11 protein-coding genes are annotated in these 11,605 nt (G+C 60.6%); 8 read left to right on the top strand and 3 right to left on the bottom strand.

The window, feature by feature from the left end; genetic code table 11:
* Window positions 1-61 precede the first annotated feature (61 nt).
* Together prs and dauA are read left to right on the top strand one after the other, a co-directional pair.
* Complete coding sequence (prs, locus tag ET34_RS0115555) at window positions 62-1,009, top strand: ribose-phosphate diphosphokinase (protein ID WP_031523592.1); 948 nt, start codon at window positions 62-64, stop codon at window positions 1,007-1,009.
* A gap of 124 nt (window positions 1,010-1,133) precedes the next feature.
* Window positions 1,134-2,810 carry a C4-dicarboxylic acid transporter DauA gene (dauA, locus tag ET34_RS0115550; protein WP_031523590.1) on the top strand — a complete coding sequence of 559 codons (1,677 nt, stop codon included), beginning with the start codon at window positions 1,134-1,136 and terminating at the stop codon, window positions 2,808-2,810.
* A 136-nt stretch (window positions 2,811-2,946) separates the two neighbouring features.
* Here dauA and ychH read toward each other — a convergent pair whose 3' ends face one another.
* Window positions 2,947-3,219 (bottom strand): stress-induced protein YchH, encoded by a 273-nt coding sequence (gene ychH, locus ET34_RS0115545; protein ID WP_031523588.1) that lies wholly within the window; start codon window positions 3,217-3,219, stop codon window positions 2,947-2,949.
* A 271-nt stretch (window positions 3,220-3,490) separates the two neighbouring features.
* Between ychH and pth the strand changes: the two genes are divergently transcribed.
* Both pth and ychF read left to right on the top strand, forming a co-directional pair.
* Window positions 3,491-4,075, top strand: a complete 585-nt coding sequence (gene pth, locus ET34_RS0115540; RefSeq protein WP_031523586.1) for an aminoacyl-tRNA hydrolase — start codon at window positions 3,491-3,493, stop codon at window positions 4,073-4,075.
* 136 nt (window positions 4,076-4,211) lie between these two features.
* Entirely contained in the window at window positions 4,212-5,303 is a 1,092-nt protein-coding gene (gene ychF, locus ET34_RS0115535; protein ID WP_031523584.1) for a redox-regulated ATPase YchF, read from the top strand.
* Between the two features lie 105 nt (window positions 5,304-5,408).
* Here ychF and tehA read toward each other — a convergent pair whose 3' ends face one another.
* Window positions 5,409-6,380 (bottom strand): dicarboxylate transporter/tellurite-resistance protein TehA, encoded by a 972-nt coding sequence (gene tehA / locus ET34_RS0115530; protein ID WP_031523583.1) that lies wholly within the window; start codon window positions 6,378-6,380, stop codon window positions 5,409-5,411.
* Window positions 6,381-6,426: 46 nt separating this feature from the next.
* Between tehA and ET34_RS0115525 the strand changes: the two genes are divergently transcribed.
* From ET34_RS0115525 to dsbG, 3 genes are read left to right on the top strand one after another with little or no spacing between them, the layout of a single operon-like run.
* Window positions 6,427-6,918: a hypothetical protein gene (locus tag ET34_RS0115525; RefSeq protein ID WP_051640556.1), complete on the top strand. Its 492-nt coding sequence runs from the start codon at window positions 6,427-6,429 to the stop codon at window positions 6,916-6,918.
* Window positions 6,919-6,964: 46 nt separating this feature from the next.
* Entirely contained in the window at window positions 6,965-8,974 is a 2,010-nt protein-coding gene (locus tag ET34_RS0115520; RefSeq protein ID WP_031523579.1) for a protein-disulfide reductase DsbD family protein, read from the top strand.
* Window positions 8,974-9,729 (top strand): thiol:disulfide interchange protein DsbG, encoded by a 756-nt coding sequence (gene dsbG / locus ET34_RS0115515; RefSeq protein WP_031523576.1) that lies wholly within the window; start codon window positions 8,974-8,976, stop codon window positions 9,727-9,729. Before ET34_RS0115520 ends, dsbG begins: the two co-directional genes overlap by 1 nt.
* A gap of 34 nt (window positions 9,730-9,763) precedes the next feature.
* Here the strand turns inward: dsbG and ET34_RS0115510 are convergent, their stop codons facing one another.
* Complete coding sequence (locus ET34_RS0115510) at window positions 9,764-10,588, bottom strand: SDR family oxidoreductase (RefSeq protein WP_031523574.1); 825 nt, start codon at window positions 10,586-10,588, stop codon at window positions 9,764-9,766.
* Between the two features lie 98 nt (window positions 10,589-10,686).
* Here ET34_RS0115510 and ET34_RS0115505 point away from each other — a divergent pair, with 98 nt between their 5' ends.
* Window positions 10,687-11,589, top strand: a complete 903-nt coding sequence (locus ET34_RS0115505) for a LysR family transcriptional regulator (RefSeq protein WP_031523572.1) — start codon at window positions 10,687-10,689, stop codon at window positions 11,587-11,589.
* Window positions 11,590-11,605: the final 16 nt, after the last annotated feature.

Below are 11,605 nucleotides of genomic sequence, written 5' to 3'. Positions count from 1 at the left end.
CTTGCCCCCGCAAGATGCGGTATCTTCATCCACTACTGGACGCATGCCTGAGGTTCTTCTCGTGCCTGATATGAAGCTTTTTGCTGGTAACGCCACCCCGGAACTAGCACAACGTATTGCCAACCGCCTGTACACTTCACTTGGCGACGCTGCTGTCGGCCGTTTTAGCGACGGTGAAGTCAGCGTACAAATCAATGAAAATGTACGCGGTGGTGATATTTTCATCATCCAGTCAACCTGTGCCCCTACTAACGACAACTTAATGGAACTGGTTGTTATGGTTGATGCGCTGCGTCGTGCTTCCGCAGGCCGTATCACCGCTGTTATCCCCTACTTCGGCTATGCCCGTCAGGACCGCCGCGTGCGCTCCGCGCGTGTGCCAATCACCGCTAAAGTGGTGGCCGACTTCCTGTCCAGCGTTGGCGTTGACCGCGTGTTAACCGTCGATCTGCACGCTGAGCAGATTCAGGGCTTCTTCGACGTCCCGGTGGATAACGTATTCGGCAGCCCGATCCTGCTGGAAGATATGCTTCAACAGAACCTGGACAACCCGATTGTGGTTTCCCCGGATATCGGCGGCGTGGTTCGCGCCCGTGCGATTGCCAAACTGCTGAACGATACCGACATGGCCATCATCGACAAACGTCGTCCGCGTGCGAACGTGTCTCAGGTGATGCACATCATCGGTGACGTCGCGGGCCGCGACTGCGTGCTGGTTGACGACATGATCGATACCGGCGGCACCCTGTGTAAAGCGGCTGAAGCGCTGAAAGAACGCGGCGCGAAGCGTGTGTTTGCCTACGCTACCCACCCGATCTTCTCCGGTAACGCTATCAGCAACCTGCGTAACTCGGTGATTGATGAAGTGGTGGTCTGCGACACCATTCCGCTGGCTGCAGAAATCAAAGCGCTGCCGAACGTGCGTACCCTGACGCTCTCTGGCATGCTGGCCGAAGCGATTCGTCGTATCAGCAACGAAGAATCTATCTCAGCCATGTTCGAACATTAATCGGACTTCGCTTAAAGACCCGCTCCGGCGGGTTTTTTTATGATCCAGCCCCTTTTGTATGACATATATCGCTGTCATCTGTCGCCGTTATCACACAGATGCTGCGAGCTTCGGATGAAACATTGTGAAACGCGCTACTTTTTCCCAGGTTTTGCCTTTTCGCGCCCTCGTTGACGCCTGCTGGCGTGAAAAATATACCCTCTCACGCTTAAGCCGTGATGCCGTTGCCGGGATCACCGTCGGGATTATCGCCATTCCGCTGGCGATGGCACTGGCCATTGCCAGCGGAGTTCCGCCCCAGTACGGTCTCTATACCGCCGCCGTGGCCGGGATCGCGATCGCCCTGAGCGGCGGCTCGCGTTACAGCGTCTCCGGTCCCACCGCCGCGTTTGTGGTGATCCTCTATCCGGTTTCCCAGCAGTTCGGCCTGGCGGGCTTGCTGGTGGCAACGCTGATGTCCGGGGTATTTCTGGTACTGTTCGGCCTCGCCCGCTTCGGACGCCTTATTGAGTACATTCCGCTGCCGGTGACGCTGGGCTTCACTTCCGGTATCGGCATTACCATCGCCACCATGCAGATCAAAGATTTCTTCGGGCTGGAGCTGGCGCAAGTACCGGAGCACTACCTGCCGAAAGTCGCCGCGCTTATCGGCGCGCTGCCTTCTGCACACATCGGCGATGCGCTGATCGGCATTACCACGCTGGCGGTGCTGGTGCTGTGGCCACGGCTCGGCATTCGGCTTCCGGGTCACCTTCCGGCGCTGCTGCTCGGCTGTGGCGTAATGGGACTGGTGATGCTGTGCGACGGCGAGGTCGCGACCATCGGCTCGCGCTTTCACTATCTGCTGGCGGATGGCAGCCAGGGGAACGGTATTCCTCAGCTGCTGCCGCAGTTTGCTCTGCCGTGGGATCTGCCCGGCGCGGCATTCGCCCTGAGCTGGGACAGCCTGAGCGCTCTGCTGCCGGCGGCGTTTTCCATGGCGATGCTCGGGGCCATCGAGTCGCTGCTCTGTGCCGTGGTGCTGGACGGTATGACCGGGACGCGCCATAACGCCAACAGCGAGCTGCTGGGCCAGGGGCTGGGTAACCTCATCGCTCCGTTCTTTGGCGGCATTACGGCCACCGCGGCGATCGCCCGTTCCGCCGCCAACGTGCGTGCCGGAGCCACATCGCCGGTTTCTGCAGTGATCCACGCCCTGCTGGTGCTGCTGGCCCTGCTGGCTCTCGCTCCGCTGCTGTCCTGGCTGCCGCTCTCGGCGATGGCGGCCCTGCTGCTGGTGGTGGCATGGAATATGAGCGAAGCGCACAAAGTGGTCGACCTGCTGCGCCGCGCGCCAAAAGACGACATCATCGTAATGCTGATCTGCATGTCGCTAACGGTGCTGTTCGACATGGTGATTGCCATCAGCGTCGGGATTGTGCTGGCCTCGCTGCTGTTTATGCGCCGTATCGCCCGTATGACCACGCTGGTTGCCCTGCCGGTGGCCCATAACGACGATGTGGCGGTGATGCGCGTCACCGGGCCGCTGTTCTTTGCCGCCGCCGAGCGTATTTTTAGCGAGGTGCTGGCGATGGCGCAGACCACGCGCACCATCGTGCTGGTGTGGGATACGGTTCCGGTGCTGGATGCGGGCGGGCTGGACGCCTTCACCCGCACGATCGATAAACTGCCCGCAGGATGCGAGCTGCGCATCTGCGCCGTGCCGTTCCAGCCGCTGCGCACGCTCGCACGCGCCGGTATCAAGCCCCTGCCAGGGCGTCTCACCTTCTGTCCTGATATCGACAGCGCCCTCAAAGGCTAATAGTTGCGAGATGCAGGCCCTTGCGCCTGCATCTTGTCCCACCCTTACTGACTGCGTGAAGCCTGACGTAACGTCAGGGTCAAGTACAGGATAAAAAAACGGCCCCGTTCGGGAGCCGTCATTTGCGTTTTTGCCGTTAGCTATGATGCTGATTGCGACGGCAGCGTTTATCATAGTGGCGTACCCACCAGTAGCGGTCGCATACCTGCTCATGTCCCCCCACGCGCGCACCGGCCAGCCATAACACGGCCCCGACGAAGATGCTTAATACCGCACCGTGGGCGAAATACTGCGGAAGATCGAGCTGCGGCAGCTGGTTCAGGATGGAATACCCGACCCCCACCACCATTACAAACAGCCCTAACCCCATGAGAAAGTTACCGAGCAACGAAGCGTTTTTGCGTTTCATCTGTTACCTCCGGATCTTTCATACGATGGAGAACGTCCCCATTTCCTGAGGTTAAGTATAGTCCTGGCTTATGGATACCCGGTGCGGGGTCGATCACATTTCCACATCCCGCATCGACAAAAATTTACAAATAAGCTGATGATAAAGCTTAAATTTCGAATGATTGAGGTTCTGAACTATTCACTTTCCGGCCAAAATTCGCAGTGAGCTTTGTCATCTGCCGGGGGGCAACGTACACTACGCGGCAAAATGAGTGATTCAGGAAGTCGTGATGACAATTAAACTGATTGTGGGCCTCGCCAATCCGGGGGCTGAATATGCTGCCACCCGCCACAATGCGGGTGCATGGTATGTGGATCTGCTGGCTGACCGCCAGCGCGCGCCGCTCAAAGAGGAAGCAAAATTTTTTGGCTATACCTCGCGCCTTACGCTGGCAGGCAACGACGTGCGGTTGCTGGTTCCCACCACCTTTATGAACCTGAGCGGTAAAGCCGTGGCGGCGATGGCGACCTTCTACCGCATCGCGCCCGATGAGATCCTGGTGGCGCACGATGAGCTGGATCTCCCGCCAGGGGTAGCAAAATTCAAACTTGGCGGCGGCCACGGCGGCCATAATGGTCTGAAGGACATTATCAGCAAGCTGGGCAATAACCCCAATTTTCACCGTCTGCGGCTCGGGATCGGTCATCCGGGCGATAAAAACAAAGTTGTCGGTTTTGTACTGGGCAAACCGCCCACGTCTGAGCAGAAGCTGATTGACGATGCGGTAGACGAAGCGGTGCGCTGCACCGAACTGTGGCTGAGCGACGGGCTCACCAAAGCCACTAACCGTCTGCACGCATTCAAAGCGCAGTAAGCGACTTTTTCGCTGCGCAGCCGGGATTTACGCCCGCCGCGAACCACTTGCGTGTATAATAGCGGGCAAAATCGTATTAACGTCGATGAGTTAATACTAACTCTTTGATTAACAAGTTATTAAGGTGATGTAAACCATGGGATTTAAATGCGGTATCGTTGGCTTACCTAACGTGGGTAAATCCACGCTGTTCAATGCGCTGACCAAAGCGGGTATTGAAGCGGCGAACTTCCCGTTCTGTACCATTGAACCGAACACCGGCGTGGTGCCGATGCCGGACCCGCGTCTGGATAAGCTGGCGGAAATCGTTAAACCGCAGCGTATTCTGCCGACCACCATGGAGTTCGTGGACATCGCAGGCCTGGTTAAGGGCGCGTCCAAAGGTGAAGGCCTGGGTAACCAGTTCCTGACCAACATCCGCGAAACCGAAGCTATCGGCCACGTGGTGCGCTGCTTTGAGAACGACAACATCATCCACGTGAATAACAAAGTCGATCCGGCTGAAGATATTGACGTCATCAATACCGAGCTGGCGCTTTCCGACCTTGATACCTGCGAGCGCGCTATTCACCGCGTGCAGAAGAAAGCCAAAGGCGGCGACAAAGACGCGAAAGCTGAACTGGCCGCGCTGGAAAAATGCCTGCCGCACCTGGAAAACGCCGGTATGCTGCGCTCTCTGCCGCTGACGGACGAAGACAAAGCGGCGATCCGCTACCTGAGCTTCCTGACCCTGAAGCCGACCATGTACATCGCTAACGTCAACGAAGACGGTTTCGAAAACAACCCGTATCTGGATCAGGTGCGTGAGATCGCGGCTAAAGAAGGTTCCGTGGTGGTTGCCGTCTGCGCCGCCGTGGAGTCTGACATCGCCGAACTGGACGATGCCGATCGCGACGAATTTATGGCCGAGCTGGGTCTGGAAGAGCCGGGTCTGAACCGCGTCATCCGCGCCGGTTACGAGCTGCTGAACCTGCAGACCTACTTCACCGCTGGCGTGAAAGAAGTCCGTGCCTGGACCATCCCGGTTGGCGCGACTGCCCCGCAGGCCGCCGGTAAGATCCACACCGATTTCGAGAAAGGCTTTATCCGCGCCCAGACCATCGCCTATGAAGACTTCATCACCTACAAAGGCGAGCAAGGCGCGAAAGAAGCCGGCAAGATGCGCGCTGAAGGTAAAGACTACATCGTAAAAGATGGCGACGTGATGAACTTCCTGTTTAACGTCTGATTACTTACCAACGATGACGACAATCCACGCTCCGGCGTGGATTTTTTTTGCTGCTTTACCGGTGATATCGGGTAAACCCTGCCTGTAACCACCCTCCAGTTAAATTCACTCCACCCACACCAGCAGCTTCCCCTGCACCAGTAACACTACCGTGCGCACCAGCAGCAGCGCGATGATCAGGTTGGTGAAGATAAACAGCGGAATGGCCAGAGCATGGAAGAACCCCGCCAGGCTGTGGTGCCCGAGGTGCAGCCCGGTGCTGGCGAGGGCCGAGACGCCGAACGAGAAGCTCCAGAACGAGGCGTTGAACGGCTGCGAGAGCATCCAGGGCATCAGGCGCAGCATAAACAGCAGCTGTAACAGGCCGTAGCCGAACAGCATTTTAGCGAATACGTCCGCCTCACCGCCGTTGACCGCCAGCCAGGCATTGCAGGCCACCAGCGCCGGGGCGAGCTGGATACCAAGCGAGGTGCGCAGCGGAACAGGAAGTTCCCCGGCGCTGCGCAGGCGCTGCAGGATCGCTGGCTCCAGGCTCAGCCAGGAGAACACCCCGGCCCCCAGGAACACATAACCGGCGTCGTGAAACCCGAGCGCGCCGCAGGCCATGGCGCTGATGAAGTTGTTCGCCACGGTCGGCAGATAAAGCCCTGGCGTGGTGGCCTCAGCCGGATGGCTGCCGCGCCACAGCCCGGCCGACTGCCAGGCGGCGTAACCGAGCTGAAGCGTCACCCCGAGGCCAAACAGCACCAGCGCCAGCGGCCGACACCAGGGGACCAACCCCATCGCCACCAGCAGAGTGGTGGCCGGAAACAGACTGATAAAACTGCTCTGTACCGGGTGGCGTAGTTCGCTCAGCACGCTACGAGGCCACCGCACGGCGCGGGTGATAAACGCCGCCGTCAGCAGGCTCCAGATCAGCATCGCCAGCAGCACAAAGCCGTCGCCGATATGCGGACTGACCGGCCATATTGTGCTGGCATAGCGCCAGGCGAAGCCCATGCCGATGATGCCCAACACCATGCCAAAATAGCCCGCCGGTAAATTCAGGTGCTTACTTGGGGTCGCCGACTCACTCATCACGTCTGTTTATCCTCTGTGCTGACTGCCTGATAGCCGCAGTATCATGCCATCAGACGGCGTGGCCGACTATGATCCTGACCCGCTGCGCTTGCACTCCTTTACAAATCGCGGCTTGCCCGATACCGGCGCGCTCACTATCCTCATGCCGATGACTATCCGGACCGGCACCACCCACCAGAAAAACCGACAGCTAAAAGCGCTGATGCTTTTGGTCGTCGCCTGCTGCGTGATGCTCATCTGCCTGACCCAACGCGCGTCCGTATTGCAGCAGATGCAGGTGAAAGCCGCAGCCATCGTGCAGGTTGCCAGCGGCGGGCAGGAGATCGCCCCCGACGCGCTGTCGCCATGCCAGCTCAGCGCCCACTCCCTGCTCTGCGCCCAGCCGCTCCATTTTGATACCGTGCTGCTGTTGCCGGGCCTGCTGATGCTGCTGCTCACAGCGCTGGTTATTGTCCCGGTGCGTATCAGGCCCGACGCGGTTCCCCGCCCTCCCTTACTGCGAATACACCTCAAAAACTGCGTGTTCCGTGAATGACTGACCAGGCCGTACCTGTTTAGTTAATCATTCACGGAGAAAATTTATGAAAATGCTGTTCAGAAGCCTGTGGCTTCTGCTGTTATGCCTGTCTGCCGGTGCGGCAGCGGCCCCCGGCTGGCTGCCGTCCCCCAATAATGCCCATGCGCAGGTCGCGGTGCGCGCGGACGCGCCGTCCAACGGTAAGGTGCGCCTGCTGCTTGACGTCACGCTGGATCAGGGCTGGAAAACCTACTGGCGTACACCCGGTGACGGCGGCGTTAAGCCTGCCATCGCCTGGGCTGACGGGTCGCAAACTCACTGGCACTGGCCGCGCCCGGTGCGCTTCGACGCCGCCAGCTTCAGTTCGGTGGGCTATCAGGATCGCGTCACTTTCCCGCTGGAAGTGGCCACCTCAGCCTCCGGTACCCTGCGCGGCACCCTGACGCTCGCCACCTGCAGTAATCTGTGTGTGGTCAGCGACCTGCCGCTGGCGGTGGCGCTCCCGACTGCGTCATCCGCCGACTTTGCTGACGACTGGCAGGCGGCAATGGCAACGGTGCCCGCTGAGCGCGGAGCCATTACGCTGCGCGACGTCACTACCGCCAGCGCAACGATAACTCTGAGCGCCACCTCGCCTGACGGCTGGCCGCAGCCGGATCTGTTCCCCGATAATCCGCCGGGCGTGACGCTGTCGGTGCCTGAACTGCATACCGATGGCAACAGGCTCACCGCGCGCTTTCGGGCAGCAGATGAACAGGGCGAACCGCTGCGCGCTGCCGCGCTGCCGCCCCTGTCGCTGGTGTTGAGCACTGGCAGCGGCAGCCAGCAGATGCAGGTGGATGTCAGTTCACCCCTCGCCTTCTGGCAGACGGTGGCGGTGGCCCTGCTCGGCGGGCTGATCCTGAACCTGATGCCGTGCGTGCTGCCGGTGATGGGGATGAAACTGGCGTCGGTGATGACGCTGGCCGGTACGCCGCGCCGCCTGGTCCGGCTGCGTTTTCTCGCCACCAGCGGCGGAATGCTGTTCTCCTTCCTGGTGCTCGCCGCGCTGATGACCGGGCTGCGCCTCTCCGGTGCGTGGGTGGGCTGGGGCTTCCAGTTTCAGCATCCGGCCTTTATCGCCACCATGGCGCTGGTCACCTGGCTGTTCTGCTTCAGCCTGGCGGGCATGTTTGAGCTGCGTCTGCCGTCAGGCCTGAGCACCCGGCTGGCAACCGCCGGCGGAACCGGCATCGGTGGCAGTTTCCTTGAAGGCGCGTTTGCGACTCTGCTGGCGACGCCCTGCACCGCGCCGTTCCTCGGGACTGCGGTGGCCTTCGCACTGGCCGCGCCGCTGCCGCAGCTGTGGGGTATCTTCATTACGCTCGGCGTCGGGATGAGCCTGCCGTGGCTGCTGGTCACCCTGTTCCCCGGCGTGGCGCGCTGGCTGCCGAAGCCGGGTCCGTGGATGAGTAAGCTGCGCGCGGCGCTGGTAGTGCTGATGCTGGGCTCCAGCCTGTGGCTGATGTCGTTGCTGATTGCGCCGTGGGGCGCACGTCCCGTGCTGCTCATCGGCGGCGCGATGGTGGCATTTTTCCTCTACCGCTGTGCCGCCCGGCTGCCGCGCCACCGGGAGTCACTGCGCAGTCTCGGATTCGGGGTAGCCTTCGCGGCGGCGGTGTATGCTTTTCTCGCGCCACCTCCGGCCGGTAAAGATGACGGCCCACTCGCCTGGCAGCCGCTCAGCCAGACGGCGCTGGATGACGCCGTGGCCGATGGCAAACGCGTGCTGGTGGATGTCACCGCCGACTGGTGCCTGAACTGCCGGGTTAACGAGCTGCTGGTGCTGCATCGCCCCGATGTGGTGGCGGCGCTGAATGCGCCGGACGTGGTGCTGCTTCAGGGTAACTGGAGCCAGCCGTCGCCGGAGATCGAGCGCTTCCTGCGCCGTCACGGTGCCAGCGGTATTCCCTTCAACGCCGTGTTTGGCCCTGATACGCCTGAGGGCAGCGTGATGTCGCCGCTGCTGAATAAAGATGATTTACTGAACGCCCTGGCCCGCGCCGGTGCGGCTTCACCTGGAGAAATAAAATAATGAAAAAGACACTTATGCTCGCCGCCCTGACGGCAACCCTCAGCGCCCAGGCGCAAACCACGCCGCTGCCGGAACCGATCAAACAAATCGAAAAACAGGGGATTGAGATTATCAAACCCTTTACCGCGCCGGACGGCACTCAGGGCTGGCTGGGGACATTCCAGGGCACCGGGGTGACCATGTACCTGACGCCGGATAAAAAACATGTTATCTCCGGCTACATGTACGACGCGGCGGGCAACAACCTCAGCGAGAAGATCATCAACGAAGAGATCTACCTGCCGGCCGGCCGCGAAATGTGGAAGCAGCTCAGCGCCGCACCGGGCATTAAGGAGGGCAGCGACAAGGCCAGCTGCCAGGTGGTGGTGTTTTCTGACCCGTTCTGCCCCTACTGCAATAAGTTCTGGCATCAGGCGCAGCCGTACATCAAGGATGGCAGCATCAGCACCACTACGCTGCTGGTGGGGGTGATCCGCCCGGACAGCGGGCAGTACGCCGCGGCAGTGCTTGCGTCCAGCGACCCGCAAAAGACCTGGCACGCGCTGGAATCCTCCAACGGCAAGGTAAAACCGGCGCTCAACAGCAACACCCCGCCGGCGATATTCCGGCAGATCCAGCATAACCAGCAGCTGATGGAAGCGCTGGGGGCCAACGGCACCCCGGCGATCTACTACCTCAACAAAGAGCGGGCGCTGCAGCAGATTGTCGGTCTGCCCAACGCCCAACAGATGCAGGATCTGGTGGCCTGTAAGTAATTCGCAGCCCCCACGTTGCGGCGTGGGGGTTCGGTTATACGCCGTCTGCCCGGTACGCGTCCTGCTCCAGCGGCTCCATTTCATTCAGGCGCTGACGCAGCGCGTCACGGATGTGAGTGAACGCCGTACTGCCCAGCGGCAGACGCAGCGGCGGATGGGGGCTATCGCTATGGGCAATGATAAGCGCCACCGTGCGCGCGGCATCCCCCTTGATGGCAAACTCCCCGGAAGCCAGCGCGCGCCGCATCTCGCCGGAAGCCGTCTGCTGATAGCACGCCAGCGGCTCAGCGTAATCCAGCCCGCTGGCAAACCCGGTGCTCGTCGGGCCAGGTTCAGCAAGGATAAAATCGATGCCGAAAGCCGCCACCTCCTGCGCCACCGCCTCAACAAAGCCCTCGATCCCCCACTTCGTGGCGTGATAGAGGCTGAAATTCGGATAAGCGATCTGCCCGCCCTCAGAAGAAATTTGCACAATCCGCCCGCCGCCCTGCTGACGCAGCCGGGGAATGACGGCGCGGATAAGCTGAATCGAGCCGGTGAGATTGGTGGCAAGCTGCCGCGCGATCTGCGCATCGCTCAGCTCTTCCGCCGCCCCGAACAGGCCGTATCCGGCATTGCTGATCACCACATCAATGCGCGCGCCACCCGCGAAAGCCTGCTCAACCCCGGTGCGAATCGCCGCGCTGTCGGTCACATCCATCAGGATCACCTGTAAGCGCGCGCCGTACCGGGCGCTGAGCGCGTCCAGCGCTCCCGGTTTACGCACCGTTGCGACCACGCTGTCGCCCCGCTGCAGCAGTTGCTGACAACACTCATAACCCAGACCGGAGGATGCCCCGGTAATCAGCCATCTTTTCATTGCTCGCTCCCGTTGATTAACTCTGTTTCAGCGTACAGCGCAATCGCTGATATGATAATGCCCACTAAATGGCCTGTATTAGTGGTGATATTTCATCAATGAAACGACCTTCGTGGAACGAAACGGTGATGTTTATTACCGTTGCCGAGCAGACGAATTTCCGCCGCGCCGCAGAACTTCTGGGGATGAAACCCTCTACGCTCAGCCACGCCATCAAGGGGCTGGAGGCGCTGCTGCAGGTGCGCCTGTTCCATCGCACCACCCGCAGCGTGTCGCTTACCGAGGCGGGCCAGCATCTTTATCAGCGTCTGGTTCCCCTGTTGCGCGATATGGACGACACATTGAGCAGCGTGACCTCAATGGGTAACCGCCCGGGCGGCACGCTGCGTATCAACGGCAGCGAGGCCGCGCTGCGCCTGCTGCTGGCGGACGTGGTGCCTGAATTTAGCCAGCGCTATCCCGGTATTGAGCTGGATCTGGTTGCCGATAATCAGCTGAGCGATGTGATAAAGGAGGGCTTTGACGCGGGCATCCGGCTCTATGAAGACATTCCTCAGGACATGGTGGCGGTGCGGCTGAGCGACAGCATTCGCTTTCTGGCCCTCGCCTCACCGGGCTACCTGCGGCAGGCCCCACCGCTTACCGTGCCGCAGGATCTGCTGCACCACGTCTGCATCCGCCAGCGTCTGCCGGGCGGTCGGCGTTACGCCTGGGAATTTATCAACGGCGATGCGGCCTTTTCTCTCGATGTGCCGGGATCCATCACCCTTAATAACAGTCAGCTGATGATTGAAGCCGCCTGCGCCGGGCTGGGCGTGATTTACGTGCCGGATCTCAGCGCCGGCCCCTGGCTTACGGAGGGTCGGCTGGTCAGCGTGCTGGATGACTGGAGCCTGACATCACGCGGGCTGTATCTCTATTTTCCTCACAACCGCCACCAGACGCAGAGCATGACGCTATTTCTCGATGCGCTGCGTGCCGGGCTTGCCCATAAACCGTAACCCTTTTTTGCTCCCC

Origin of the sequence: Siccibacter colletis (genome assembly GCF_000696575.1) — a bacterium.
In the GTDB taxonomy this organism is placed as follows: Bacteria; Pseudomonadota; Gammaproteobacteria; order Enterobacterales; family Enterobacteriaceae; genus Siccibacter; species Siccibacter colletis.
The sequence above is the reverse complement of the archived record's forward strand: the minus strand, read 5'-3'. Positions and strand labels throughout refer to the sequence as shown.

Bases quoted from the DNA above. Each gene is read 5' to 3' on its own strand.
- ychH (WP_031523588.1), bottom strand. From the start codon at position 3,219: ATGAAACGCAAAAACGCTTCGTTGCTCGGTAACTTTCTCATGGGGTTA.
- pth (WP_031523586.1), top strand. From the start codon at position 3,491: ATGACAATTAAACTGATTGTGGGCCTCGCCAATCCGGGGGCTGAATAT.
- ychF (WP_031523584.1), top strand. From the start codon at position 4,212: ATGGGATTTAAATGCGGTATCGTTGGCTTACCTAACGTGGGTAAATCC.
- tehA (WP_031523583.1), bottom strand. From the start codon at position 6,380: ATGAGTGAGTCGGCGACCCCAAGTAAGCACCTGAATTTACCGGCGGGC.
- ET34_RS0115525 (WP_051640556.1), top strand. From the start codon at position 6,427: ATGCCATCAGACGGCGTGGCCGACTATGATCCTGACCCGCTGCGCTTG.
- ET34_RS0115520 (WP_031523579.1), top strand. From the start codon at position 6,965: ATGAAAATGCTGTTCAGAAGCCTGTGGCTTCTGCTGTTATGCCTGTCT.
- dsbG (WP_031523576.1), top strand. From the start codon at position 8,974: ATGAAAAAGACACTTATGCTCGCCGCCCTGACGGCAACCCTCAGCGCC.
- ET34_RS0115510 (WP_031523574.1), bottom strand. From the start codon at position 10,588: ATGAAAAGATGGCTGATTACCGGGGCATCCTCCGGTCTGGGTTATGAG.
- ET34_RS0115505 (WP_031523572.1), top strand. From the start codon at position 10,687: ATGAAACGACCTTCGTGGAACGAAACGGTGATGTTTATTACCGTTGCC.